Below are 23,968 nucleotides of genomic sequence, written 5' to 3'. Positions count from 1 at the left end.
CTCGGCGTCCGAAAAAAGTCTGCGGGGGCCGCCGACGCGGTGCTACAGTCCCCAGCAACGGACGACAACAGACGAAGCCAGCAAGGGGACACCATGACCGAGCACAGCGACGCCGCATCGGTGCCCGCAGACGACTACGGCCCCGTCGAGGTCCTCGTGCTCGCATTCCCCGACGCGGGGCCAGGCCCCGCCGTCGCCCAGGCCGTGGCGCAGCTCGCCGACGTCGACTCGGTGCGGCTGCTCGACCTCGTGTTCGTGAGCAAATCCGCCGAGGGCGAGGTGTCGATCCTCGAATGGGATGAATTCCACCACAACGCCCCCGAAGACTTCGAGGCGTTCCGAGACATCGTGGCCGCTCTCGACCTAGCCGCCCACGGCCTCACCGGCGAAACGGATGTCGCCGACCTCGCTCCCCTCGTGACGGCGGGTTCGTCGGCCGCCATACTGGTCGTAGAAATGCTGTGGGCCAAGGAACTGGCGGCGACCATCTCGGCGGGTGGCGGAGCCATCCGGCACGTCGAGACGATCCCGGCGGCCGTGGTCAACGAGATCGTCGCCGAAGCATCCGGACTCTGACGAAACGAGACGAACATGCCTTTCCTGAGACGCATCGGACGCGGGGGTCTGCTGCAGGCCGCCGCGAGGACCGCCGTCATCGCGGGCACCGCCACGGCCGTGTCGGGCGGCATCAGGCGCTTCCAGGAGCGCGACCGCTACGACGAGGCGCCGGCTGCCGAGCCAGTACCGCAGGGCGGCGGGCAGCAGGGCTATGCACAACCGGGCTATGCACAGCAGGGCTATGCGCAACCGGGTTACAGCCAGCAGGGCTATGGCGAGCAGGGTTATGGCGAGCAGAACGGCCCGCAGGGTTACGGCCAGCCCGCCTCTGGCACGCTGCCGACGCCAGCGCAGGCGGCTGAGCACGGCCCCGCGGCCACGGGGGCTGCAGGCGGGGACGCCGGCGTGGATGGCTTCACCGGCGCCGCGGGTGGTGGCCCCGGGCCGACGACTGGCTCCGGGGGCAACGCCGTCGGCGCCGAAGGCGGTGCCGACCTCATGCAGCAACTCGAACAGCTCGCGGCCCTGCACCAGCAGGGCGCGCTCACGGCCGAAGAGTTCGCCGCCGCGAAGGGCAAACTGCTCGGCCTGTAGTTGGATTCCTCGCGCAATTCTCTCGAACGTATGTTCTACTAGAGGGATGAGATGGAACGCGCAGGCAATCGCCACGGAAGACGCCGACGCGCTTCCCGGCCTCGCCAAGCTCAACAACCTCGTGCGCACCGTGCAGACCCCCGAGTTTGCCGGGGTCACCTTCCACGAGGTGCTCGCCAAGTCCGCGCTCAACAAGGTGCACTCCCAGTCGAGCGTTCCTTTCGGCTGGACCATCAACCCCTACCGTGGATGCTCGCACGCGTGCGTCTATTGCTTCGCGCGCCCCACGCACACCTACCTCGACCTCAACGCGGGCGCCGACTTCGACAACCAGGTCGTCGTCAAGGTCAACGTGGCCGACGTCTTGCGCACCGAGCTCGCCAAACCCAGCTGGGGGCACCATCCGGTGGCTCTCGGCACCAACACCGATCCCTATCAACGCGCCGAGGGCAAGTACAAGCTCATGCCCGGCATCATCGAGGCTCTCGCGGCGAGCGGCACTCCGCTGTCGATGCTCACCAAGGGCACGCTGCTGCGGCGCGACCTGGGGTTGCTGGCTCAGGCGGCCGAGACCATCCCGGTCGACCTCGCGATGTCGATCGCCATCTACGACCCCGAGCTGCAGCAATCGATCGAGCCGGGCACCCCGTCGGCCACGGCCCGGCTCGCCACCGTCACCGCCGCGCGCGAGGCCGGTCTGCCGTGCAGCGTGTTCCTGATGCCGATCCTGCCGCACCTCACCGACACGCGCGAGCACCTCGACAACGCTCTGCGCATGTGCGCCGAAGCGGGCGCCACGTCGGTGCTCTACACGGCTCTGCACCTGCGGCCCGGCGTGAAGGGGTGGTTCATGCACTGGTTGCAGCGCAACCATCCGCACCTCGTGGCCTCGTACACCGCGATGTACGCCGAGTCGTCCTATGCGCCGAAGGAGTACCGGCGGTGGCTGTCCGAGCGCATGGGTCCGCTCATGCGCACGCACGGGCTCACGCGCGGCGAAGAAGACCCCGTGACGGGCGGCATCCGATCGGCCGCGCTCGGCATGTACACGGGCGGCGACGGTGAACGTCGACGGCGCCCGGCCGGCTCCGACCCGTCGAAGATGGCATGGTCGGCGGGGACGACGACACCCGGCGCGAAGACGGTGGGGGCGCCTGTGCCCAGCGGGCCGCGCTTCGAACCCAACCCGGAAGAGCCGCCACCCACCCTGTTCTGAACTCACGCCACAGGGCTCGGATCACCATCGGCATGGGCATCGCACGTCTCGCCCGCACGAGTTCTGAGCTACTGCCTCGTTAACGCAAGAACGGGCCGCCCCCTGAGGGACGGCCCGTTCTTGTGCGAAACGCGGGTGTTACGCCGTGATGTCCGCGAGGGTCATGCGACCGGCGAGACCTTCGATGATGTCGTCGCCCGGGCGGGCTTCGACGAAATCGGCCTCGATCTCGGCGCGGCCGAGAAGCTCGGTCATGCGACGCTGACGACTGCGCGGGATCAGGGTGACGACGACGCCCTCCTTGCCGGCGCGGCCGGTGCGACCCGAGCGGTGCAGGTAGGTCTTGTACTCGTCGGGCGCGTCGGCCTGCACCACGAGCGTGATGTCGTCGACGTGAATGCCGCGGGCTGCGACATCCGTGGCCACGAGAACCTTGACGCGACCGCTGGTCACCTTTTCGAGGTTGCGCGTGCGGCGGGCCTGGTTCAGGTCACCGTGCAGGGCGACGGCGGGGATGCCGGCATCCTCGAGCTGGTCGGTCAGACGCTCGGCGTAGGCGCGGGTGCGGGCGAAGATGAGGGTCTTCTCCTCGCGGTCGGCCAGCTGCTCGATGAGCTGATCCTTGTCGCGGTGCTCGACCACGAGGACGCGGTGGTCGATGGTCGAGGAGGCCTGGTCTTCACCGGCGACCTCGTGCACGGCCGGGTTCTCGAGGAACTCGTTGACGAGGGCTGCAACACCCTTGTCGAGCGTGGCCGAGAAGAGCAGCTTCTGGTTGCCCGAAGCGGTCTCGCGGATGATGCGCTGCACGGGCTCGAGGAACCCGAGGTCGCACATGTGGTCGGCCTCGTCGAGCACGACGATGGAAACCTCGGAGAGGTCGAGACGACCCTGCTCGATGAGGTCTTCGATGCGGCCGGGCGTTCCGATGATGATGTCGACGCCGCGCTGCAGGGCGCCCACCTGGCGACCCTGGGGCACGCCGCCGTAGATCTGCGTGGTGAACAGGCCGACGCTGCGGGCGATGGGCTGCACGGTGCGGTCGATCTGCAGCGCCAGCTCACGCGTGGGGGCCAGGATGAGCGCGCGGGGCTTGCGGCCCATTTCGCGTCGCTTGCCGCCACCGTTCTCCATGAGCTTCTCGACCAACGGAGCACCGAAGGCGATGGTCTTGCCGGAGCCGGTGCGGCCGCGGCCGAGCACGTCGCGACCCGCGAGCACGTCGGGGATCGTGGCGGCCTGGATGGGGAACGGGCTCGCGGCGCCCAGCTCGGCGAGGGCGCCGGAGATGTTGCCGCCGAGACCGAGGTCTTGGAAGGTCACACCCTCGACGTCGGTCGCCGTCGTGGCCTGAGCCTCGAGGCGCTCGAGCACGACGTCTTCGTCACCGGAGAAACCGGGGCGGTTCGCGGCGTCACGCTTCGGGTAGAAGTCGCTCGCGCGGCCCTCGTTCTCGGGGCGGCCGTCGCGCGTGAAGGTGCGGGGCGGCTTAGCGTCGCGGAACGCGGGCTTGTCGTCGCGGAACGCCGGCTTGGAATCGCGGTCGAAACGGCGCGGGGCGTCGTTGTCGCGGCGAGGTGCGCGGTCGTCACGGTTGAAGGAGCGGGGAGCGTCGTTGTCGCGACGGGGCGCGCGGTCGTCGCGGTTGAACGAGCGAGGCGCACGGTCATCGCGGTTGAACGAACGGGGAGCGTCGTTGTCGCGGCGAGGGGCGCGGTCGTCACGGTTGAACGAACGCGGAGCGTCGTTGTCACGGCGAGGGGCACGGTCGTCACGGTTGAACGAACGCGGAGCGCGGTCATCGCGGTCGAAACGGCGAGGCGCGTCGTTGTCGCGACGGGGCGCGCGGTCATCACGGTTGAAGGTGCGAGGCGCGCGGTCGTCGCGGTTGAACGAGCGGGGCGCACGATCGTCACGGTTGAACGAACGCGGGCCGTCGTTGTCACGGCGAGGAGCGCGGTCGTCACGGTTGAACGAACGGGGCGCACGGTCATCGCGGTCGAAACGGCGGGGCGCGTCGTTGTCACGACGAGGGGCGCGGTCATCGCGGTTGAACGAGCGAGGCGCGCGGTCGTCACGGTTGAAGGAGCGCGGGGCGCGGTCATCCCGATCGAAGCGGCGCGGAGCGTCGTTGTCACGGCGAGGAGCGCGGTCGTCACGGTTGAACGAGCGCGGGGCGTCGTTGTCGCGGCGGGGCGCACGGTCGAACGAGCGCGGGGCGCGGTCGTCGTCGGAACGCTTGGCGCGGGGCTCATCGGAGTAGCGCCCAGCGTGCTTTGCGGCACGCTCGTCGGCGTTCCAGCGAGCCTTCTTCGGGGCGTTGGGGTCGGCTGCGCGGAATCCGCGGTGGCCTTCGCTGCGGCTGCCCGGCTTTCCGGCGGGGCGCTTTGCGGCGTAGTTGGGGTCGTAGTTCTTGGCGGGTCGTCCGCCGACAGGCTTCTTTTTAGGCATGATACTTTTCCGGGTTATCTCTTTTTGCGTGAAAACAGCAAGCAAGAAGAGCCGCATACGTGAAGCGCGGCAATCTCTCTCATACCCGGGCGATCAGTGGCCGGGGACCGTTCACATCGTGTGAAATTCATCTGCGTTCTCGCAGTGAAACCGGCCCACCAGACTTACAAACCCTCTCCGCGTCACAACCGCGGTGTCTAGAGCCGACCTACATACATTACACGAGAGGGGCTCGGATGTCATCACCCCGATCGAAACCGCCGCGAAACATGTCTGCGCCATGCTGGTCACCATGAGCATCACGATCACCCCCGAACCTGCCCGCCAGCCCGAGCTCGTCGAGCTCATGGAGGCGGGCGCGGCCTATGCGCACAGCCTGTACCCGCCCGAGGAGAACTTCCTCCTCGACGTCGAGGAACTCGAGGTGCCGGGCATCGTCGTCTACGTTGCCCGCGACGACAGTGGGCGCGCGCTCGGCATGGTGGCACTGGTTCCGTTGACAGACACGACCTCGGGCACCGGCACTCCGGGCGAGGTCGAAGCCGAGGTGAAGCGCATGTTCGTGCACCCCGACGGCCGCGGGCAGGGCATTGCAACGACACTGATGGACCGCCTCGAAGCCGACGCCGCGGCATCCGGGTTCACGCGAGTCGTGCTCGAGACGGGGACGCTCCATAACGCCGCCCAGGCGCTCTACACGCGCTGCGGCTACGTCGAGATCCCGCAATACGGTCCCTATGTGGGAGCGGCCTCGAGCCTGTGCATGGCGAAACCGCTCCGGCCCGCGGCCTGATCGCCACACCGCATGATGCCGAAACCCCGCTGACCTCTGGCGAGGCTGGCGCAGGCGCTCAGCATCACGGGGTCGCGGGGTTTCGGAACCGCGGGATGGCGGATTGCTACTTGCGCAACACCTTCGCCGCCGTCGCCGCGAGCACCGCAGCCGCGCCGGCCGCGACGGAGTAGACGAGCGGACGGTGGCGGATCGCCCACGTCTGAACGGTCTCGCCGTGCGCCTTGTCGTCGAAAATGCCGTGCGCACCGTGGTCGCCGGGCGTGGGCTCGTAGAGGTTGGTCGGCAGCATGGGGTTCTTCTTCTCGGGCGCCTGCTGGCCGCTGTAGGCGGAGTTCGCCAGGTAGCGGTCCATGAAACCCGCCGCGAAACGGTTGCCGAGCACGGTCCCGACAGTGGCCTCGCCGACCCAGGTGCGCTTGCGCGGCTTCTCGGCCACGTCAGCGACGACGCGGGCGCACACCTCGGGCTGCGAGATCGGCGGCACGGGCTGCGGGTGGTCGGGCAGCTGCGACTTGACCCAGCTGAACTGCATGGTGTTCATGGCGGGCATGTCCACGGTCGAGATGGAGATGTTCGACTTGTTGTGCGTGAGCTCGGCCGTGACCGACTCGGTGAAGCCCTGGATGCCGTGCTTGGCAGCACAGTAGGACGCCTGCAGCGGGATGCCGCGGTGCGCGAGCGCCGAACCGATCTGGATGATGTGGCCGGCGTTCCTCGGAGTCATCCGGGCGAGAGCGGCTCGCGTTCCGTTCACGAAGCCGAAGAAGTTGACGGCGAAGGCGCGCTCGAAGTCCTCGGGGTCGGTGCTGACGAACTCGCCGAAGACGCCGACCATAGCGTCGTTGACCCAGAGGTCGATGGGGCCGAGTTCGGCTTCGACGCGGTCGGCCGCTGCCTCGACGGCCTCACGGTCGGCAACATCCGTCGGGACTCCTAGGCCGCGGCGACCGAGCGCTTCCACGTCGGCGACGGCACCGTCGAGACCTTCCTGGCCACGCGCGAGGATGGCGACATCCCAGTCACGGGCGGCCAACTCGCGCACGATGGCGCGACCGAGTCCGGCGGACCCTCCGGTGACGACTGCGACTCCACGGCTCATGAACTTTTCTCCGGTTTCTTCAACGTGCGTAGGGCGGAACCCTTGTGGGCCGCTTTCTTTCCCGACTTCTCCGATTCGACGATGTAGGCCGGTTCATCGCTCGTCGCGGTGAACTTCTGGCCGTCGAAGGTGAAGTCCTTCTCCTTCTTCTCGCGCACGACGCCCTGCGTGCGACCTTGCGGCGTCGACCAGCTCACGCGGTCGCCGATCTCGATGCTCATGGCATCCTTTAGCTTCGGTGGTGCGGGGCGGATGGGAAGGGGTGCACCCCACGCTACGCCGAGCATTTTTCATGGGCAGCCCCTTGTGAGTTGAGGCGGGCTCGACTAGTCGGCTCTCGGGACGCGTCCGTTACCGCGCCAAAACAGAGATCCGTCATGCTGGAGACATGGAACACGAACCCATTACGGTTTCCATCGAACGGACGGTAGACCCCGCCCGCATCGGTGAAGCCACTATCTGGGTACAGGCTGGCATCAACCTCGCCAACAAGTACCCCGGCTTCCTCGGCTCCGGCTGGGTCAGGGCCGGCGAGACATCCGACATCTGGTACATGCTGTACCGATTCCGCGACGACGAGACGCTGCTGGCGTGGGAGAACTCCTCCGAACGCGCCTGGTGGCTGTCGAGCGGCAAGGACTTCATGCAGCATCGTCGCAGCGAGAAGCGCACGGGCATCGAGGGCTGGTTCGACGCCCCCTTCGCCACGAGCGTCTCGGCCGCGCACGGACCGGGCGGCCCCGAAGCGACGGGAACTCAGGTGACCGTGCCGCTGGCGCCCCCGCGCTGGAAGCAGGCCGTGAGCATCTGGCTCGGTTTCTTCCCCGTCAACCTCGTCTTCACGTTCCTCGTGACATGGCTGGTGCCCGGGTGGGAGACGTGGGGAGTGCTGCTGCACGTGCTCGTGTCGACTCTCGTCCTGACGCCGATCATGGCCTACTGGGTGCTGCCCTGGGTGACGCGGATGCAGCGCCCCTGGTTGCAGGCGCCCTCACGTTCGCACGGCCAACTCGAGGCGTAGCTCGCTCCCGAACTAGCGCTTGAAGCGGGCGGCCTCTTCTCCGCTGAGCGCGGCATCGAGGCGTTCGGCGAACTCGGGCGGCATGGGCGGCAGGTCGTCGCGGCCGAACCAGCGCGCTTCGAGGTTCTCGCCGTCTGCGGGGGCGGGTTCGCCGCCGTCGTAGCGGCAGAGGAACGTGAAGTCGATGTACTGCGCGCGGTCGCCGTTCGGGTACACGTGTTCGGCCGTCGTCTGGATGCTGGCGAGCCGCACGACGGTGGCGCGGATGTCGGCTTCTTCGAGCACTTCGCGTTCGGCGGCGACGGCGGGCTCTTCTCCCGGGTCGATGATGCCCGTCACGGGCGTCCAGTTGCCGTTGTCGGCCCGGCGCACGAGCAGCAGGTCGCCGTTGTCGCGCTGCACGACCGCCGTGATTCCCGACAGCCACAGCGGGTGGGTGCCGATCTTCGCGCGCAGCTCGAGGATGAAGTCCGGGGTAGCCATGCGACAAGCCTAAGGGCGGCGGATGTCTCTCCGCCGCCCTTCAGCTCGGCCGCTAGTGCTCGCGCCGCTCGTCATCCTCGCGGTGCTCGCCGTCTTCGCCGTTGTCGCCATTGCTGGGCAACTCGCCGTTCTCAGCGTGTTCGCCGTTGTGTGCGTTCTCGAGGTCGTCGGAGCGTTCGCCGTCCTCGGCGTCCTCGGCGTTCTCGACGTTCTCGACGTTCTCGACGTTCTCGACGGTCTCGTCACGCTCGACGTTTTCGTCACGCTCGACGGTCTCGTCGCGCTCTGCGCTATCGATGCGCTCACCATCCGTAGATGCGTCGGGCTCGACATCATCCACGTACTCGGCGTTCTCGCCCTGTTCGCCGATGTCGGCGTGTTCGACGTTGTCGGTGTGTTCGACGTTATCGACACTGTCGCCATGTTCGACGTTGTCGACGTGTTCGACGTTGTCGGTTCCGTCGACGACCTCGTTCGGGCGCTCGGCCTGCTCTGCGTCCTCAGCGCGCTCGACCTGGTCGGGCTGCTCGGGCTCCTCGGGCTGCCCAGCCTGCTCCGCGTCCTCAGCCTGCACGACAGGTTCGGCCGGCTCAGCCTCGGCAGCGCGCGCCGCATTGGCCGCACCCGCAACCACGCCAGCCGCATGGGCCGGCACGTGCTCGGCACCAGCCGGGCGGCCGCTTTCGACCGCCAGCATGGGGCGCGAGCGGGCGACCTGGTCGGCGCGCGCGGCGCGCTTGGCGTTGCGGCGCTCCTTGGCGCCCTCGACGAGGTTGTAAAGCGTGGGCAGCACGACGAGCGTGAGCACCGTGGAGGACAGCAGTCCGCCGATCACGACGATGGCGAGCGGCTGCGAGATGAAGCCGCCGTGCCCCGTGATGCCGAGGGCCATAGGCGTGAGCGCCAGGATGGTGGCCAGGGCGGTCATGAGGATCGGGCGAAGTCGTCGGGCCGAACCGTGCTCGACCGCCTGCGCCACCGTCATACCGCGTCTGCGGTACTGGTTGACCAAGTCGACGAGCACGATGGCGTTGGTGACCACGATGCCGATGAGCATGAGCACACCGATGAGCGAGGCGACTCCGAGCGGAATACCCGTGACGACCTGCAGCGCGATGGCACCCGTCGCCGCGAACGGCACCGAGATGAGCAGCAGCAGCGGCTGGCGCAGCGACCGGAACGTGGCCACCATGACGATGTAGACGATCAGGATGGCGGCGAGGAGCGCGAGCCCCAGCTGGCCGAACGCGTCGGACTGGCTGGACGAGACGCCGCCGAGCGACGCCGTCACACCGGCGGGCAGGTCGGCATCGTCGATGGCGGTCTGCACCTCGGCACTCACGGCCGCGATGTTGTCGCTGGCCGGCGTGGCGCTGATGGTTGCGGTGCGCTTGCCCTCGGAGGAGGAGATCGACGCCGGGCCGTCGACGAGGCCGACGGTCGCGAGCGAGTCGAGGCGCACGGGACCCGTCACGGTGGGAATGGTGAGCTCGGCGAGCTCGGCCTCGGTCGTGGGCGGGTTGTCGGACTGGACGTAGATGTTCAGCGTGGTGCCGTCGATCTCGACCGTGCCGACGGTCGTGGGCTGCGTGGCCTGGGCGACGAAACCACCGAGGGCGACCTCGGAGTAGCCGGCCTCGGCCGCCTTGTCGCGGTCGATCTGCACGCCGATGTAGGGGCGCGTCTCGCTCAGGTTGCTGACCACCTGCGTGACACCCTCGAGACCCGTGACGGCCTTGACGAGCGTGTCGTTCGCGGTGGTGAGGTCGTCGCTGTTGGGCGATTCGATGTCGATCTCGACATCGCTCGAGCCACCGAAGCCGGCCGACCCGGAGACCTCGATCTCGCCAGCGCCGTCGATCTTCTCGAGCTCGTCGCGCACGGTGTTGCGCAGCGCCTCTTGGTCGACGTCATCCGAGGAGGTGATCGAGTAGGTGATCGCGCCCGCGCCGCCGCCCGAGAAGGCGTCGCGCAGGGTGGAACCGCTGGAACCGATGGACAGCTGGACCGTGTCGATGCCGTCGATGGTGCGCAGCTCGTCTTCCACGGCCGAAGCCGCGTCGTCCTGGGCCTGCAGGCTGGCGCCCACGTCGAGCGTCTGCGTGACCGTGAGGGTGTTCTGCCCCGAGTCGCCCAGGAAGTTGGTCTTCATGAACGGCGTCAGCGCGAACGTGCCGACGAGCACGAACACGGCGATGAGCAGCGTCGAGACGGAGTGCTTGATGGTCCAGTGGATGACCGGCAGGTAGCCCTTTTGCAGGCGCGTCGGGTGGTCGAGATCGTCGACGTCGTCTTCGCTCTGGCGGCGCGCGCGGCGAGAGCCGGGCAACGGGATGGACGACGTGGTGGTCGGAACCGACTCGACGCCTCGAGCCACGCGGGCGCCGGCGTCAGACGAGGTGGAGGCCGCATCCGTTGCCGCAACCTTCTTGGCCTTGGGCGCCCGCAGGAACCAGTAGGCCAGCACGGGCACGATCGTCAGCGCGACGAGCAGCGATGCGAGCAAGGCGATCGTCACGGTCAGCGCGAACGGGCGGAACAGTTCACCCGTGACATCGCCCACGAAGGCGAGCGGCAGGAACACCGCGACGGTCGTGATGGTCGAAGCCGTGATGGCGCCGGCGACCTCGCGCACGCCCTCGAGCACGGCGCGCGAACGTTTCTCAGGTGAGCGGTCGCTGAGCGACCCCATGGCCAGGTGCCGCTTGATGTTCTCGATGACGACGATGGAGTCGTCGACCACACGCCCGATGGCGATGGTCAGCGCACCCAGGGTGAGGATGTTGAGCGTGTAATCGGCCGCCTGCAAACCGATGAACGTGATGAGCACCGACGTGGGAATGGAGATGGCCGTCACGATGGTGGCGCGGATGTCGAGTAGGAACAGCAGGATGACGAGCACCGCGAACACGAGACCGAGCAGGCCCTCGACCGTGAGGGTCTCGATCGACTGCTCGATGTAGGGCGCCTGGTCGAAAACGATCGTGAGCTTGGCGTCGGAGCCGATGGAGTCGGTGAGGCTCGGCAGCAGGGCGCGAACCGCCTTCGACACCTCGACGGTGTTGGCGGCCGGCAGCTTCGTGACGGCGATCGTCAGGGCGGGCTCGCCGTTGACGCGCGAGATGGAGGTCTGTGGGTCGTCGGTCAGCGCGACCGTTGCCACATCGCTGAGCTTGGTGACGGCCTGGCCGGGCTGCGGGTCGGTGGGCAGCAGGGGCAGGCCCGCGATGTCGTCGACCGATCCGAGCTTCGAGCCCGTCTGCACCGAGAAGGTCTTGCCGTCTTGCGTGACGTCGCCCGCGGGGATGAGCACGCCGTTGGCGTCGAGCGTGTCCGAGATGGCCTGCGTGGTGAGGCCGCGCTCGGTGAGTTTGCCCTGGTCGGGCGTGATCGTGATGCGCTGCCCGACGTCGCCGATGAGCTGCGCCTCGCGCACACCCTCGGTGTCTTCGATCTCGGCGAGCGCGTTCTCGCGAATCTGGGTGGCCAACTCTTTGGTGTCGGTGTTGGACGTGACGGCGATCTGGATGACGGGCAGATCGTCGATGCTGCCCGAGATGACCTGCGGGTCGACGCCGTCGGGCAGTTGCGACTCGATGCGGTTGATCGCTTGATCGATCTTCTGCTCGGCCGTGGCCAGGTTGGTGCCGTAGGTGAAGGTGGCCGAGACGACCGACTGGTTGGTGCTGGAGGTGGCGCTCGTGGACTCGAGGTCGGGCACACCGCGGATGGCCGATTCGATCGGGTTCGAGACATCTTCACTGACGACCTCGGGGGCGGCACCCGGGTAGCTTGTGACGATCGCCAGCTGCGGGAACTGCACGCTGGGCACGAGCTCTTGCTTCAGCCCCGTGAGCGCCAGCGCGCCGAAAATGGCGACGACGATGGTGACGAGGGCAATGAGCGCCTTGTTCTTCATGCTGAGGACGGCGAGCGAGTGCATCTGTCTCCTGGTGCGGTGAGTGTGCGCAGACAGCGCTGACTTCTCGAATTCTGTCACACGGCTGATAACGGGGGCCTGAGCGTGGGGAAATGTGCATAAACAGGCGCGGATGTGGCTGGGGAGAACGTTCCGCAGCCGGGGCCGCACAGGTCACATGAGCACGACAAATGAGAACCGAGCGCGTCAGACGAGCGTGGTGGCGAGCATCCGGGGCTGGTGGCGGGTGCCGCCGATGGCGAGCCAGGCCGCGTGCAAACGGTCGACCGCCCGCTCGAGCGTGTCGACCGGGTAGGTGATGGGCACGCGCAGGAACCGCTCGAACGCGCCATCCGAGCCGAACCACGGCCCCGCCGCCATAATGAGGCCATTGGTGCGGGCCGTGAGGGTGAGCGCGCTGCTGACGGGTTGACCGAGACCGGCCCAGATGGCCAGGCCACCCGGCACGTGCGGCACGTGCCACGAGGGGAAGCGCTCGGCGAGCAGCTCCTCGACCCGGTCGCGCGAACGGCGCAGCTGCACGCGACGGGCGGCGATGATCTCGTCGAGCTCGGGCAGCAGTTCGGCGACCGCGAGCTGCTCGAGGATGGGGGTGCCGAGGTCGAGGCTCGTGCGTGCGGCGACGAGGCGCGCAATGAGGGGGCGATCGGCACGGATCCATCCGATGCGCAGCCCGCCCCACACGGTTTTGCCGATCGACCCGATGTTCACGACGCTCGCGCCCGTGTCGCCCGCCGACACAGGGATGAAGCGGCTGCGAGCGCCGTCGCGATCGATGTCGAGTTCGGCCGTGGTCTCATCGACGAGCACGGTGGTGCCCTGGCGCGCGGCGGCCCGCAACAGGCGGTCGCGCACGGCGGGCGACATGCTCGCGCCCGTGGGATTGTGGAAATCGGGCATGACGTAGGCGAGTTGCGGGCTGGTGCGTTCGAAGGCGTGCTCGAGGGCTTCGGCATCCCACCCGTCTTCGGCGGTGACCGAGATGGGCACGAAACGCGCACCGGCCTCGAGCAGGGCGCGCTGGGCGTGCGGATAGGTGGGCGTCTCGATGACGACGCGGTCGCCGCGGGACACGAGCACGCGGGAGAGGAGTCCGATGGCGTGCTGCGCGCCGATCGTGACCATGATCTCGTCAGCCTCGGTCGGCAGGCCCTGCGCCGTGTAGCGGTCGGCGATGGCTTGGCGCAGATGCGGAAGGCCCACGGCGTCATAGTCCCAGTCGGCGGCGAAGCGGGGCAGCTGCTCGGCGGCCCGCAACACGGCGGGGCCCACCTGGGGCGCGCACGGCATGGCCGCTTTGGTGAGGTCGATGGTGTCGAGAACGGGCGACGCGGCATCGTCGGCACGCGCAAACGGATGCCGCGGCAACCGCGCCTCACTCCCCGACCCCTGCTGGCTCGCCACGTAGCCGTCGTCGCGCAGCCTCTTATAGGTCGCGGCGACGGTCGTCCGGCTCACCGCAAGACGCGAGGCCAGCTCACGTTCGGCGGGCAAACGCGTTCCCACCGGAATGCGACCGTCGAGCATGAGCAACCGCAGCCGATCAGCCAGGTCTTCGTTGGCCGTTCCGCCGTTGCGCCACTCGCCGAGCAGGGATTCGAGGGATGCGGCCCCCAACCGTCGTACAGTCATGAGGCCAGATTAGCCGTATTGGCATCTTGCGGGAAGGCCACTTTGGCAATTGGATGGACCCATGACCCGCCGCGTCCTGCAACTCCTCCTCGGCCTCTTCCTCTATGGAATCGCGATCGCCCTGATCGTGCGCGCCGCGGTCGGCGTTTCACCCTGGGACGTGTTGACGCAGGGCATCGCGCTCAAGACCGGCTTGCCATTCGGCACCATCACCATCGGCGTCGGCGCGATCGTGCTTCTCCTCTGGATTCCGCTCAAGCAGAAGCCCGGCATCGGCACCGTGCTGAACGTGCTCCTCGTCGGCCCGAGCGCCGACATCGGCTTGTGGGCCATCCCCGAGGGTCTCGACCTGTGGGTGCGCATTCTGCTCTTCCCCGCCGGCCTGCTGCTTCTCGCCGTCGCGACCGGCCTCTACCTCGGGGGGCACTTCGGGTCGGGTCCGCGCGACGGCCTCATGACGGGCATCCATCAGCGCACCGGCTGGCCGATCTGGGTCGGTCGCACCATCGTCGAGGTGACCGTGCTGACCATCGGATGGCTGCTCGGCGGCAACCTGGGCATCGGCACCGTTCTCTTCGCGGCACTGATCGGTCCACTCTGCACCTACACGATCCCGCTCTTCCGCCTGCCGGTTCCGCCGACGCGCGCCGAGAAACGGGAGGCCGCCCTGCAGGGGACGGTTCCGCCCTCGGCGCACCCGACGATCGACTCGCCCGCGAACTGAGCATCCGGCTCCGCACGTTCGGCGCCCGCGCGAGCCCGTCGAGACGCGGGCCGGTCGATTCGCTACCGCAGGTTGCGCTCGGCGAAGACGGCCAGCGCCTCGCGCACGAAGGCCGCGCCCGCGGCATCCCCGTAATTCGGCCAGAAGCGTTCGTCGGCCGCATACAGGTCGCCGAGGCCGGTCAGATACGCCGCACTGACCTCGTGCCCCTCGGTTGCCGCCTCGAGCCACCGCACATGCCGCCCGGCGAGGTTCTGCGCCTCGTCGCCACCGACGGGGATGCCGCGCGCCGCCGCATCCTGCCACGTCTCGTTGAGCGCCTGCGTATCGGCCTGCAGCGCCTGACGGCCCTCTTCGCCGAGCCCCCGCCACCACGCGGCGCGGTCGGCGTAAGCCTGTGCACCCCACCGTCGCTCGACCTCTTCGCGGTGCACGCCGTATTCGAAACCGCCGTCGCCCCGGCTGCTGAAGGCGCCTGCGCCGCCTAAACCGTCGAACTCGTTCTCTGCCACGATCGGGTCTCCTTGTTCTCGACCCAGGGTGTGTCGCGCAGCACTCCCCCGTCAAGATCCGGCGCGAAACGATCGAATAACCTTCGCGTCCGATGTGAGGCCTTGTCTTGTCGAGAAACGCGTTATATCGTGAGTTCACAAACGCGATATAGCTCGACCGAGCATCGCCAAGGAAAGGCCCATCATGACTCTCGAAAAATGGATCGTCCGCCCCGGCGAGCAACGCGTCATCGATCTCGGCATCGTGCGCTCGCTCAAGGTCGCCCTCGCCGGCGGTCAGATCAACCTCGTCGGCCACGACGAAGAGACCGCCCGCATCGAAGTGCACGAGGTGCACGGCAAAGACCTCAAGATCGAGATCAACGGCGATCGTCTCGACATCGACCATCCCCAGGTGGCCTGGAACAACTTCCTCGAGGTGTTCCGCAACTTCGGCGCAAACTCGGCCAAGGTCACCATCAGCCTGCTCGTTCCTCGCGCCGTCGCCCTCACGTTCGGCACCGTCACGGCGGGCGCTCTCGTCTCGGGCCTCACGAGCGATGCCAAGCTCAGCACCGTCTCGGGTGAACTGCAGCTCGACGGCATCACGGGCAACATCGACGTGCACAGCGTGAGCGGCGAGGTCAGCATCCAGAACCACACCGGGCGCGTCGACGTGCAGACCGTCTCGGGCGACATCACGGCCACGGGGCGCATCGAGCGCTTCTCGGCCGACGGCATCACGGCCGACACGTTCCTCGACATCCGCGGGCACGTCGACAAGATCTCGTCGAACACCGTCTCGGGCGCGCTGACCGCCCGCATCGACCCGGGCCTCGGCGCGCGCTACGTGGCGAACACCGTCACGGGTGCCCTGCGTCTCGACGGCAACGTGATCACGAGCACGCGCGGCCGCGGCTACAACACGACCACCATCGGCGCCGACGACAGCTTCTATGTCGACATCGCGGCCAACTCGGTCTCGGGTGACATCTCGGTGCTGCGACGCGATCGGGATGACGCGGGCCACACCTCATCCGCCTCGTCCACGTCCGGCCAGCCCTCCGCTCCCTCCGGGCCCACCGCACCCACCGCACCCTCCTCTCCCACCGCGCCCTCCGCGCCCGCGAGCCCCGCCGAATGACCCCCGTCTTCGCGCACGGCAGCCTGCGCCTCTACCTCCTGCACCTGCTGCAGGAGTCGCCCAAGCACGGCTACGAACTCATCCAGGCCCTCACCGATCGCTTCGGGGGCACCTACTCCCCCAGTGCCGGCACCATCTATCCCCGGCTCGCCAAGCTCGAGGAAGAGGGGCTCGTCACGAAAACGACCGACGGCCGCAAGTCGATCTACACGATCACGGATGCGGGCCGCGCCGAGCTGGCCGCCAAAGCCGATCAGCTCTCGTCCATCGAAGACGAGGTGACCGATTCGGTGCGCCGCCTGGCCGACGAAGTGCGATCGGATGTGAGCGCCGCCATGCGCAGCCTGCGCGCCGATCTCGCCTCGGCCGCGCGCGAGCCCGAACCGCACGGCCAGAAGAAGTCATGGTCGGACTGGGGGTTCGGCAACCCCTGGGGCGACCCTTCGGCGCGGACCGAGCACGGCCGCGGTGCAGCGGCGTCCGGCGCCACGCCAGATGCGAATCGCACCGGCAACGGCTCCCCCGGCGGCACGACCGCACCTGACTACGGAAGCGGAAACGGAACGACGGGTTTCGAGCCGAAGACGAGTTCCGCCTCCGGCTTCGACGCCGCGACAGATAGTGCAACGTCTGAAACAGGATTCGCGGGCAATGGATCCCGCGACTTTGCGGCCGACACCGACTCGGACGCCTCGGGCGACGCGTCGGCGAGCGCCGCGGGTAACACCGCGGGCCACGAGTCTGCCGACTCGTCAGACAACACGTCGAGCAACTCCGCCAACCGGTTCGACCCGCGGGTCGCCGCGCGGCTGGCGCTCGGCGAGGCCGAGCTCTCGCTCAACGACGCCCGGCAGCAGATTCGAGCCGAGCTGCGGCGCCGTGCCGCGGACGGCTCGCTGTCGAACGACGACGTGCGCGAATTGCGCTCACGTCTCGCCGATGTGGTGATCTGGTTGCGCAAACGCTGACGCTCGAGCATCCACGCGCCTGACAGCCCGCTGAGCCCCGACCGAACGCTGGTCGGGGCTCAGCTGCATATCCCCCGCGAACCGCCAGGCGCGCGCCGACCCCCGGTCGAGGGGGCCTCACAATACCGCGGCCGAACACCGCGTAAACAGCGACCTCCGACGGCTAGGCGGCGGCCCCGCACAGGAGTAGGATCGCCGCTCGTGACACTAGACGGGCGCGAGCCGCAACAAGAGGGTCGGTCGGCGAAACGCTGGCTGATCGGTGATCCCCTCCCCACCGAAAAACTCGAGGGGCAGCTGCTGCCGAAGCGGCTCGCTCTGCCGATCTTCGCGAGCGACGCGCTCTCCTCGGTGGCCTACGCGCCGCAAGAGCTGCTCATGATCCTGCTGCTCGGCGGCCTGGCGTTCCTGAGCTTCGCGCCGTGGGTGGCCGTGGCCGTCATCGTGCTGCTGCTCGTCGTCGTCGCGAGCTACCGGCAGCTCATCAAGGCCTACCCCTCCGGCGGTGGCGACTATGAGGTCGCCCACAAGAACCTGGGCGAGAAAGCCGGCCTGATCGTCGCATCCGCCCTGCTCGTCGACTACGTGCTCACCGTGGCCGTGTCGGTGGCCTCGGGTGTCGACAACATCATCTCGGCCATCCCGATGCTGAACCCCTATCGCATCGAGATCGCTGTGGGCTTCGTGCTCGTGATCATGGCCGTGAACCTGCGCGGCGTGCGCGAGTCGAGCAAGACCTTCGCCATCCCCACCTACCTCTTCATCGCGAGCGTGCTCGTCATGATCGTCGCCGGCCTCGTGCGCACCCTGTTCGGCGACGCCCCCGTTGCCGAGAGCGCGTCCTACACCGTGCAGGGCGAGAACCTGACGCAGGCGGCCTTCATCCTGCTGCTCTTGCGCGCGTTCTCGAGCGGATGTTCGGCGCTCACGGGTGTCGAGGCCGTCTCGAACGGCGTGCCCGCGTTCCGCCGCCCGCAGATCAAGAACGCGCAGACCACGCTCGTGCTCATGGGCGGAACCGCCATCGTGCTGTTCGCCGGCCTGACCGCGCTCGCGCTCATCTCGGGGGTGCACTACGCCGAGAACGCGTGCCACCTGCAGGGCTTCGCGAACTGCGAGACGGCCCCGCAGCCGAGCCTCATGGCACAGGTTGCGACGGCCGTGTTCGGGGCCAACAGCATCCCCTTCTTCTTCATCCAGGCCGTCACGGCGTGCGTGCTGCTGCTGGCCGCCAACACGGCGTTCAACGGGTTCCCGCTGCTCGGCGCCGTGCTGGCCCGCGACTCCTACGCTCCCCGCTCGCTCAACACGCGCGGCGACCGCCTCGTGTTCTCGAACGGCATGATCATTCTCGGCCTGGCCGCGTGCGTCATCCTCGTCGTCTATCAGGCGAACCTCACGCAGCTCATCCAGCTCTACATCATCGGCGTGTTCGTGTCGTTCACGCTGGGGCAGATCGGCATGGTCAAGCACTGGCTGCGGGCGCTGCGGCAGCACGACGCCAAGCCCCGCGAGATCTGGCCGTCGCTCGCCATCAACGCGTTCGGCGCGCTGCTCACCGCATCCGTGCTCATCGTCGTGACCATCACCAAGTTCACGCACGGCGCCTGGCTGGTCTTCGTGCTCATGCCCATCCTCTACACGCTCATGCTCGGCGTGAACCGCTACTACCGGGATGTCGAGAAGGAGATCGAGGTCGACCCCACGACCACCTTCGGCGCCTCGGGCGACCACGCCATGGTGCTGGTCAACCGGATGCAGAAGCCCACGCTCAAGGCGCTCGACTACGCCATCGCGGCCAACCACGCGAGCCTCGAGGCCGTACACATCGCGGTCGACGAGGAGTCGACCAAGAAGCTCGAGAAGCAGTGGTCGGAGATGAACATCCACGTGCCGCTGACGGTGCTCGAATCGCCGTACCGCGAGTTCGCCATCCCCGTGCTGAAGTACATCAAGGCGCACCGCGAGGAGCACGGCTCCGAGGTCGTCACCGTGTACATGCCCATGTATATCGTGGGCCACTGGTGGGAGAGCCTGCTGCACAACCGCCGCGCCAAACGCATCCGCCAGCAGCTGCTGCTCATGCACGGTGTGTCGGTGACGATCGTGCCGTGGCTTCTCGACTCGTCCGAGCTCATCTATGGGCGCCGGTCTCGGCCGCTGCCCGGTCAGGAACGACGCGGCGAGCCCGTGCGGCCCGAGAAGGCCGTGCCACGCGGACCCGTGAAGAGCAAGAAGTAGGAAGAAGTAGCTCCCTATGATGGGGACGTGGCAGTCTCCGACCTCTCCAACACCGCTCAGGACTACCTGAAGCTGATCTGGTCGAGCCAGGAATGGCCCGGGCAGCACGCCACCGTGAAATCACTCGCCGCGCAGCTGGGCGTGGCCGTGTCGACCGTGTCGGATTCGCTCAAGCGGCTCGACGAGCAGGGGCTCATCACGCATGCGCCCTACCGCTCGATCGAGCTCACCGAGCGCGGCCGCCGCTACGCCATCTCGATGGTGCGCCGGCATCGGCTGATCGAGACGTTCCTGGTGCGCGAGCTCGGCTACGGCTGGGACGAGGTGCACGACGAGGCCGAGGTGCTCGAACACGCCGTGAGCGACAACATGATCGAGCGCATCGACGAGAAGCTGGGGCATCCGACCCGCGACCCGCACGGCGACCCGATCCCGTCGGCCGACGGCGACCCGCACCTGCCCGACGCCGTGCGCCTGAGCGACCTGCCCGACGGAGCCTCGGGTGTGGTGGTGCGCATCTCGGACGACGACCCCGACATCCTGCGTTATTTCGACGAGCTGGGCCTCGGCCTCGACCACCCCGTCACGGTCGTGCGCAACCGCGACTTCGCGGGCACCGTCTCGGTGCGCGTCGGCGAGCCCGCCTCAACGGTCGAGCGCGAACTCGGCATGCCGGCGGCCCGCGCCATCTGGGTCACCGCCGACCACTGAGCCGGCGGCACCTCATTAGGCAAGCGGCTGTTCGCCGGCCCCATCATCGGACGGAAAATGAACTCGCGCGTCAAAGTTCGCGATCATGCTGGCCAGCCCGATCGGAGTCTGACCATAGTTGTTCGCGAGATGCATATCCGCCCCTGCGGCCAGCAACAACGTGATGATGTCGCCGTCTCCCTGTGAATAGTAGGTTGCGACTGACAAGGGGCCATTTCCATAGACGTTTTGAGCATCGATCGATGCTCCAGCCTGGATGAGCGCACGGACCGCCTCGACATTTCGTTCCTGCGCCGCGAAGTGAAGCGGCGTGAAACCGAGCGAGTCCGACGCGTCGACCGACTCGCCGCTCCTGATGAGCCTTTGAATCTCGTCGACGTCGTTGTTTAACGCGGCGTAGTGCAGAGCAGTTCGCATGGCTCTATCTAGCATGGAGGCACCTCGTACTTGTGGCTTCGATTGGATACGGAATCTTCCACTTGATAGTGGGAAGCGTCGTTTTCGAATTCGATCAGATCGGCGCGTGCCCACCTTTGATCTCGGGCTATCTGCGCAGTTCGCCACCACTCATTCACCAGCCGGATAGTGCACGCGGGTATTGAAGTTCGCGATCAATTCAGCCAATCCAATTGGCGTCTGTCCGTAATGGTTAGGTAGGCGCATGTCGGCCCCCGCTGCTAACAACATCTTGATGATCTCGCCTTCCCCCTCAGAATAAAACGTCGCCGTACTAAGCGGGGTATTTCCGTAGACGTCCTGCGGATCTATTGAGGCACCAGCATCGATGAGTTCGCGCACGGCGGCGGCATTGCGCTCCTGCGCTGCAAAATGAAGGGGCGTATTGCCTCGGGTATCCGGTGCATCTATGGATGCGCCATTCTGAATCAGTCGCCTCATTTCAGTGACATCGTCACTTAGCGCTGCGTAGTGCAGCGGCGTCCGCCCGGCACGATCTAGCACGGCCGGCTAGTGGAACTGAGGGATGATCAGGTAGAGGCCGTAGAGGACAGCGGCCACCCCGACCGCGAAGCAGGCGTAGGCGCCCACGGTTGCGGCGGGCGGCCGGTGACCGACGTCGCCGCCGGCCGCGAGCAGGCGCAGGGCCGTGGCGAACGACGAGACGATGACGGCCGTGGCGACGAGCGCCACCACGAAGACGAGGGCGAAAGCGCCCCAGTCGATGCCCAGGAAGTTCGTCATGCTGAGGCCCCTGCTTTCTCGGTGGGTGCGGCGGGATCGGCGTCACCGGCGGCGGATGAGTCTTCGTTCACGTTTTCGTGCGTGACCGGGTGGCGGCGCGACAGCACGTAGAACGTGAGGCCGCCGGCAACGGCGAGCACCGCGACGATGATGAGACCGAACGTGCTCTGCGAGGCCGCCCAGGCCGCGAGCCCGCCGACGATGGCAGCCGCCGGCAGCGTGAAGGCCCAGGCGATGGCGATCTTGCCGACCACGTTCCAGTGCACCGACGCGAGCTTCTTGCCGAGCCCGGCGCCCACGATCGAACCCGACGTGACCTGTGTGGTCGACAGCGCGAAACCCAGGTGGGACGACACGAGGATGGTGGCCGCCGAACTGGTCTCGGCCGCGAACCCCTGCGGCGACGTGATGTCGGTGATGCGTTTGCCCACCGTGCGGATGATGCGCCATCCGCCCAGGTAGGTGCCGAGCGCGATCGCCAGACCGCACGCGGCGATCACCCAGAACTGAGGGCCCGTGCCGCTCTGCTGGTAACCGGCCGCGATGAACGTGAGCGTGATGACACCCATGGTCTTCTGCGCGTCGTTCGTGCCGTGGGCGAGCGAGACAAGCGACGCCGAGATGGTCTGCCCGTGCCGGAACCCGGCCTCCGACCCACGGATGGTCGCGTTCTTCGTGATCTTGTACGCGAGGTAGGTGGCGAGCAGGGCGATGGCCCCGGCCACGAGCGGCGAGATGAGCGCGGGCAGCAGCACCTTCGAGACGACCGCGCCGAAGTTGACAGCGTCGAAACCGGCCCCGACGATCGCGGCGCCGATGAGGCCGCCGAAGAGCGCGTGCGTCGAGCTGGAGGGCAGGCCGAGATACCACGTGGCGACGTTCCACAGCACGGCTCCGACGAGCCCCGCGAAGATCATGACGGGCGTGATCGCCACGCCGCCATCCCCCTCGTTGATGATGCCGCCCGAGATGGTCTTGGCGACCTCGGTGCTGAGGAACGCGCCGACCAGGTTGAGCACCGCCGAGATCGTGACGGCCACTCGCGGTTTGAGCGCCCCCGTGGCGACCGAGGTGGCCATGGCATTGGCGGTGTCGTGGAACCCGTTCGTGAAGTCGAACACCAGGGCGATGGCGACGACCAGCATGACGGTGACGAGGACATCCATCGAGACGCTCCTTCCCCTGCGGCGACGGACCGCGGGCGGCGGCTCGCTGCCGCACCCAGACAGTCAAGTCCTGCGTCTCGCCCGCGTCATCCCAACGGCAGATGAACATCGGATGTCGCGCCCGCCCATCGCCACCGCTGCCCCGCTGCCCGAGCTGCGGCACCATTGCCGCCGGCCCGGGCCCACCACTCGGGCCGCTACCCCTCCGGGTCGAGGAGTGCGTCGATCTGTGTGAAGGCCTGGCTCATGCCCTCCTCCATGCCCATCTTCACCATCTCCTCCATCTGCTCCAGACTCTCGAAACGGCTGAGGATACTCATTCGCGTGCGGCTTCCCGCCTCGGTGATCGTGACGACGGCGCGCGTGGAACCGAGCGACTCGACCGGGTCGCCGTTCTCGTCGGCGAAGCCATCCTCGAATTCGAAGCGCGTAGGTGGCTCGACGGCGACGACGCGCCACCATCCCCGGGCCTTCTCACCGTCGGGGCCGGTCATGTAATAGGCCGCCGCTCCATCGGGGTGCAGCTCGAGCTTCTCGAACGTGGCCGGCCAGGTGGGCGGACCCCACCACCGCTCGAGCTTGCGCGGGTTCTCCCAGATCTGCCAGACCTGATCGGCCGAGGCGTCGAACTCCGCGGCGATCTCGAGCGTGAGGTTCTCGAGATCTTTCTCGATCGTGACGTTGCTCATGATGAGGTTCCTTTCTAGATCATTCGGTGCTGGCGACAGGTTCTTCGGCGAGCAGGTCGTCGATGCGTGCGAAGCGCTGACGCCAGAGGTCTTCGTAGGCCGCGAGCAGCTCATTGGCTCGACGCACGGTGTCGACATTGCCGCGCACGATTTGCTGGCGCCCGCGACGCTCCTTCGAGACGAGGGCCGCCTGTTCGAGTACCGCGACATGCTTCTGAACGGCCGCGAACGACATGTCATAGCGTGCGGCCAATTCGGTGACCGAGAACTCGTCATCCATGACACGCGTGACGATGTCACGCCGGGTGGCGTCGGCAAGCGCGTGGAAGAGGCGATCGACCTGGTCGTCGCTCAGCGAATCGGGGGATATCGTTTGTGCAACCATTTGGTTGTACGTTACGCCGCTCGGCCACGAAAGGGAAGACCGAGCCGGCTCCGTCACCGAATGTTCATCACGATCCGCTCGACACCGGGCACTCGGGCACCCAAGCTGGTGCCGTGGACGCAATACGCACCCCGCAGCACCGACGCATCTCGGCCTGGAACGTGGCCGCGATCGCGAGCTTCGCGCTGGCGGCGACATTCTTCGCCCTCGGGGCGGGCCTCTGGGTGTCGGGCCAGGACGTCGGTTTCATCGGCATCCTCTTCGCACTGTTCTGGTTCACCCTCGCGATCGGGCTGGACGTCGTGTCCCGCCGGCAGAGGTCCCGATAGCGTCCCTCTCGAACGAACGAACGGATGCCGCGGCACGCGACCTTCGAGCTGCGGTATCGTGGCTCTCGGAGTCGGCGCCGAGACTGCGCCACCACTCCTGCATACCGGCTGGGACTCGTCTCCGCCGGGC

General features: G+C 67.5%; 24 protein-coding genes and 1 pseudogene. 11 read left to right on the top strand and 14 right to left on the bottom strand.

What is annotated here, in order from left to right; all coding sequences use genetic code 11:
- Positions 1-93: 93 nt before the first annotated feature.
- The 3 genes from ALI44B_RS12890 to ALI44B_RS12880 are packed head-to-tail and all read left to right on the top strand — an operon-like array spanning position 94 to position 2,368.
- Entirely contained in the window at positions 94-576 is a 483-nt protein-coding gene (locus tag ALI44B_RS12890; protein ID WP_077055011.1) for a DUF6325 family protein, read from the top strand.
- 15 nt (positions 577-591) lie between these two features.
- On the top strand, positions 592-1,152 hold the full coding sequence (locus ALI44B_RS16470; protein ID WP_077055010.1) for an SHOCT domain-containing protein: 561 nt from the start codon (positions 592-594) through the stop codon (positions 1,150-1,152).
- Between the two features lie 46 nt (positions 1,153-1,198).
- On the top strand, positions 1,199-2,368 hold the full coding sequence (locus ALI44B_RS12880; RefSeq protein WP_077055009.1) for an Rv2578c family radical SAM protein: 1,170 nt from the start codon (positions 1,199-1,201) through the stop codon (positions 2,366-2,368).
- Positions 2,369-2,506: 138 nt separating this feature from the next.
- Here ALI44B_RS12880 and ALI44B_RS12875 read toward each other — a convergent pair whose 3' ends face one another.
- A complete protein-coding gene (locus ALI44B_RS12875; RefSeq protein WP_077055008.1) occupies positions 2,507-4,819 on the bottom strand; it encodes a DEAD/DEAH box helicase in 2,313 nt (770 codons plus the stop codon).
- A 292-nt stretch (positions 4,820-5,111) separates the two neighbouring features.
- Here ALI44B_RS12875 and ALI44B_RS12870 point away from each other — a divergent pair, with 292 nt between their 5' ends.
- Entirely contained in the window at positions 5,112-5,612 is a 501-nt protein-coding gene (locus ALI44B_RS12870; RefSeq protein ID WP_077055601.1) for a GNAT family N-acetyltransferase, read from the top strand.
- A gap of 106 nt (positions 5,613-5,718) precedes the next feature.
- On the opposite strand, the gene ALI44B_RS12865 is transcribed toward ALI44B_RS12870, so the two are convergent.
- Both ALI44B_RS12865 and ALI44B_RS12860 read right to left on the bottom strand, forming a co-directional pair.
- Positions 5,719-6,714 carry an SDR family oxidoreductase gene (locus ALI44B_RS12865; RefSeq protein WP_077055007.1) on the bottom strand — a complete coding sequence of 332 codons (996 nt, stop codon included), beginning with the start codon at positions 6,712-6,714 and terminating at the stop codon, positions 5,719-5,721.
- Positions 6,711-6,935, bottom strand: a complete 225-nt coding sequence (locus ALI44B_RS12860) for a hypervirulence associated TUDOR domain-containing protein (RefSeq protein WP_077055006.1) — start codon at positions 6,933-6,935, stop codon at positions 6,711-6,713. Before ALI44B_RS12860 ends, ALI44B_RS12865 begins: the two co-directional genes overlap by 4 nt.
- A gap of 167 nt (positions 6,936-7,102) precedes the next feature.
- On the opposite strand from ALI44B_RS12860, the gene ALI44B_RS12855 reads away from it, so the two are divergent.
- A complete protein-coding gene (locus ALI44B_RS12855) occupies positions 7,103-7,735 on the top strand; it encodes an antibiotic biosynthesis monooxygenase (RefSeq protein ID WP_077055005.1) in 633 nt (210 codons plus the stop codon).
- A gap of 12 nt (positions 7,736-7,747) precedes the next feature.
- Here the strand turns inward: ALI44B_RS12855 and ALI44B_RS12850 are convergent, their stop codons facing one another.
- The 3 genes from ALI44B_RS12850 to yczR form a co-directional block, all read right to left on the bottom strand.
- Positions 7,748-8,218: an NUDIX hydrolase gene (locus ALI44B_RS12850; RefSeq protein ID WP_077055004.1), complete on the bottom strand. Its 471-nt coding sequence runs from the start codon at positions 8,216-8,218 to the stop codon at positions 7,748-7,750.
- Between the two features lie 52 nt (positions 8,219-8,270).
- Entirely contained in the window at positions 8,271-12,161 is a 3,891-nt protein-coding gene (locus ALI44B_RS12845; RefSeq protein WP_077055003.1) for an efflux RND transporter permease subunit, read from the bottom strand.
- A gap of 183 nt (positions 12,162-12,344) precedes the next feature.
- Positions 12,345-13,790, bottom strand: coding sequence for a MocR-like transcription factor YczR (gene yczR, locus ALI44B_RS12840; protein ID WP_077055002.1), 1,446 nt, complete (start codon positions 13,788-13,790; stop codon positions 12,345-12,347).
- A 61-nt stretch (positions 13,791-13,851) separates the two neighbouring features.
- Between yczR and yczE the strand changes: the two genes are divergently transcribed.
- Positions 13,852-14,514 (top strand): membrane protein YczE, encoded by a 663-nt coding sequence (gene yczE, locus ALI44B_RS12835; RefSeq protein ID WP_077055001.1) that lies wholly within the window; start codon positions 13,852-13,854, stop codon positions 14,512-14,514.
- A 62-nt stretch (positions 14,515-14,576) separates the two neighbouring features.
- Here yczE and ALI44B_RS12830 read toward each other — a convergent pair whose 3' ends face one another.
- The gene (locus tag ALI44B_RS12830) at positions 14,577-15,026 is read right to left on the bottom strand and encodes a TipAS antibiotic-recognition domain-containing protein (RefSeq protein ID WP_077055000.1); all 450 of its coding nucleotides are present in this window, start codon (positions 15,024-15,026) and stop codon (positions 14,577-14,579) included.
- A gap of 184 nt (positions 15,027-15,210) precedes the next feature.
- On the opposite strand from ALI44B_RS12830, the gene ALI44B_RS12825 reads away from it, so the two are divergent.
- The 4 genes and pseudogenes from ALI44B_RS12825 to ALI44B_RS12810 all read left to right on the top strand — a co-directional run bounded on the left by ALI44B_RS12825 (position 15,211) and on the right by ALI44B_RS12810 (position 20,069).
- A complete protein-coding gene (locus tag ALI44B_RS12825; RefSeq protein WP_077054999.1) occupies positions 15,211-16,149 on the top strand; it encodes a DUF4097 family beta strand repeat-containing protein in 939 nt (312 codons plus the stop codon).
- Positions 16,146-16,538, top strand: a pseudogene (locus tag ALI44B_RS16465) (PadR family transcriptional regulator); the annotation flags it as partial. The gene ALI44B_RS12825 and the pseudogene ALI44B_RS16465, both read left to right, overlap by 4 nt.
- Before the next feature lie 780 nt (positions 16,539-17,318).
- The gene (locus ALI44B_RS12815) at positions 17,319-19,358 is read left to right on the top strand and encodes an APC family permease (protein WP_077054998.1); all 2,040 of its coding nucleotides are present in this window, start codon (positions 17,319-17,321) and stop codon (positions 19,356-19,358) included.
- A gap of 27 nt (positions 19,359-19,385) precedes the next feature.
- Positions 19,386-20,069 carry a metal-dependent transcriptional regulator gene (locus ALI44B_RS12810; RefSeq protein WP_077054997.1) on the top strand — a complete coding sequence of 228 codons (684 nt, stop codon included), beginning with the start codon at positions 19,386-19,388 and terminating at the stop codon, positions 20,067-20,069.
- A gap of 15 nt (positions 20,070-20,084) precedes the next feature.
- Here the strand turns inward: ALI44B_RS12810 and ALI44B_RS12805 are convergent, their stop codons facing one another.
- The 7 genes from ALI44B_RS12805 to ALI44B_RS12775 all read right to left on the bottom strand — a co-directional run bounded on the left by ALI44B_RS12805 (position 20,085) and on the right by ALI44B_RS12775 (position 23,509).
- Entirely contained in the window at positions 20,085-20,486 is a 402-nt protein-coding gene (locus ALI44B_RS12805; RefSeq protein ID WP_077054996.1) for an ankyrin repeat domain-containing protein, read from the bottom strand.
- An 8-nt stretch (positions 20,487-20,494) separates the two neighbouring features.
- Positions 20,495-20,644, bottom strand: coding sequence for a GH-E family nuclease (locus ALI44B_RS16580; RefSeq protein ID WP_179100268.1), 150 nt, complete (start codon positions 20,642-20,644; stop codon positions 20,495-20,497).
- Positions 20,637-21,029 carry an ankyrin repeat domain-containing protein gene (locus ALI44B_RS12795; RefSeq protein ID WP_077054995.1) on the bottom strand — a complete coding sequence of 131 codons (393 nt, stop codon included), beginning with the start codon at positions 21,027-21,029 and terminating at the stop codon, positions 20,637-20,639. The genes ALI44B_RS16580 and ALI44B_RS12795 overlap by 8 nt, the downstream gene beginning before the upstream one ends.
- Before the next feature lie 6 nt (positions 21,030-21,035).
- A complete protein-coding gene (locus ALI44B_RS12790) occupies positions 21,036-21,269 on the bottom strand; it encodes a hypothetical protein (RefSeq protein WP_077054994.1) in 234 nt (77 codons plus the stop codon).
- Positions 21,266-22,435, bottom strand: coding sequence for an inorganic phosphate transporter (locus ALI44B_RS12785; RefSeq protein ID WP_077054993.1), 1,170 nt, complete (start codon positions 22,433-22,435; stop codon positions 21,266-21,268). Before ALI44B_RS12785 ends, ALI44B_RS12790 begins: the two co-directional genes overlap by 4 nt.
- A gap of 197 nt (positions 22,436-22,632) precedes the next feature.
- Positions 22,633-23,124, bottom strand: coding sequence for an SRPBCC family protein (locus tag ALI44B_RS12780; protein ID WP_077054992.1), 492 nt, complete (start codon positions 23,122-23,124; stop codon positions 22,633-22,635).
- Positions 23,125-23,143: 19 nt separating this feature from the next.
- A complete protein-coding gene (locus ALI44B_RS12775) occupies positions 23,144-23,509 on the bottom strand; it encodes an ArsR/SmtB family transcription factor (protein ID WP_077054991.1) in 366 nt (121 codons plus the stop codon).
- 113 nt (positions 23,510-23,622) lie between these two features.
- Between ALI44B_RS12775 and ALI44B_RS12770 the strand changes: the two genes are divergently transcribed.
- Positions 23,623-23,838 (top strand): hypothetical protein, encoded by a 216-nt coding sequence (locus ALI44B_RS12770; protein WP_077054990.1) that lies wholly within the window; start codon positions 23,623-23,625, stop codon positions 23,836-23,838.
- The last annotated feature ends 130 nt before the right edge of the window (positions 23,839-23,968 follow it).

The organism is Leifsonia sp. ALI-44-B (genome assembly GCF_001984125.1).
Lineage (GTDB): Bacteria > Actinomycetota > Actinomycetes > Actinomycetales > Microbacteriaceae > Okibacterium.
The sequence above is the reverse complement of the archived record's forward strand: the minus strand, read 5'-3'. Positions and strand labels throughout refer to the sequence as shown.

Bases quoted from the DNA above. Each gene is read 5' to 3' on its own strand.
- ALI44B_RS16470 (WP_077055010.1), top strand. From the start codon at position 592: ATGCCTTTCCTGAGACGCATCGGACGCGGGGGTCTGCTGCAGGCCGCC.
- ALI44B_RS12850 (WP_077055004.1), bottom strand. From the start codon at position 8,218: ATGGCTACCCCGGACTTCATCCTCGAGCTGCGCGCGAAGATCGGCACC.
- ALI44B_RS12875 (WP_077055008.1), bottom strand. From the start codon at position 4,819: ATGCCTAAAAAGAAGCCTGTCGGCGGACGACCCGCCAAGAACTACGAC.
- ALI44B_RS12870 (WP_077055601.1), top strand. From the start codon at position 5,112: ATGAGCATCACGATCACCCCCGAACCTGCCCGCCAGCCCGAGCTCGTC.
- yczE (WP_077055001.1), top strand. From the start codon at position 13,852: ATGACCCGCCGCGTCCTGCAACTCCTCCTCGGCCTCTTCCTCTATGGA.
- ALI44B_RS12865 (WP_077055007.1), bottom strand. From the start codon at position 6,714: ATGAGCCGTGGAGTCGCAGTCGTCACCGGAGGGTCCGCCGGACTCGGT.
- ALI44B_RS12880 (WP_077055009.1), top strand. From the start codon at position 1,199: ATGAGATGGAACGCGCAGGCAATCGCCACGGAAGACGCCGACGCGCTT.
- ALI44B_RS12790 (WP_077054994.1), bottom strand. From the start codon at position 21,269: ATGACGAACTTCCTGGGCATCGACTGGGGCGCTTTCGCCCTCGTCTTC.
- ALI44B_RS12855 (WP_077055005.1), top strand. From the start codon at position 7,103: ATGGAACACGAACCCATTACGGTTTCCATCGAACGGACGGTAGACCCC.
- ALI44B_RS12825 (WP_077054999.1), top strand. From the start codon at position 15,211: ATGACTCTCGAAAAATGGATCGTCCGCCCCGGCGAGCAACGCGTCATC.
- ALI44B_RS12845 (WP_077055003.1), bottom strand. From the start codon at position 12,161: ATGCACTCGCTCGCCGTCCTCAGCATGAAGAACAAGGCGCTCATTGCC.
- ALI44B_RS12780 (WP_077054992.1), bottom strand. From the start codon at position 23,124: ATGAGCAACGTCACGATCGAGAAAGATCTCGAGAACCTCACGCTCGAG.
- ALI44B_RS12805 (WP_077054996.1), bottom strand. From the start codon at position 20,486: ATGCGAACTGCTCTGCACTACGCCGCGTTAAACAACGACGTCGACGAG.
- ALI44B_RS12890 (WP_077055011.1), top strand. From the start codon at position 94: ATGACCGAGCACAGCGACGCCGCATCGGTGCCCGCAGACGACTACGGC.
- ALI44B_RS12785 (WP_077054993.1), bottom strand. From the start codon at position 22,435: ATGGATGTCCTCGTCACCGTCATGCTGGTCGTCGCCATCGCCCTGGTG.
- ALI44B_RS12775 (WP_077054991.1), bottom strand. From the start codon at position 23,509: ATGGTTGCACAAACGATATCCCCCGATTCGCTGAGCGACGACCAGGTC.
- yczR (WP_077055002.1), bottom strand. From the start codon at position 13,790: ATGACTGTACGACGGTTGGGGGCCGCATCCCTCGAATCCCTGCTCGGC.
- ALI44B_RS12860 (WP_077055006.1), bottom strand. From the start codon at position 6,935: ATGAGCATCGAGATCGGCGACCGCGTGAGCTGGTCGACGCCGCAAGGT.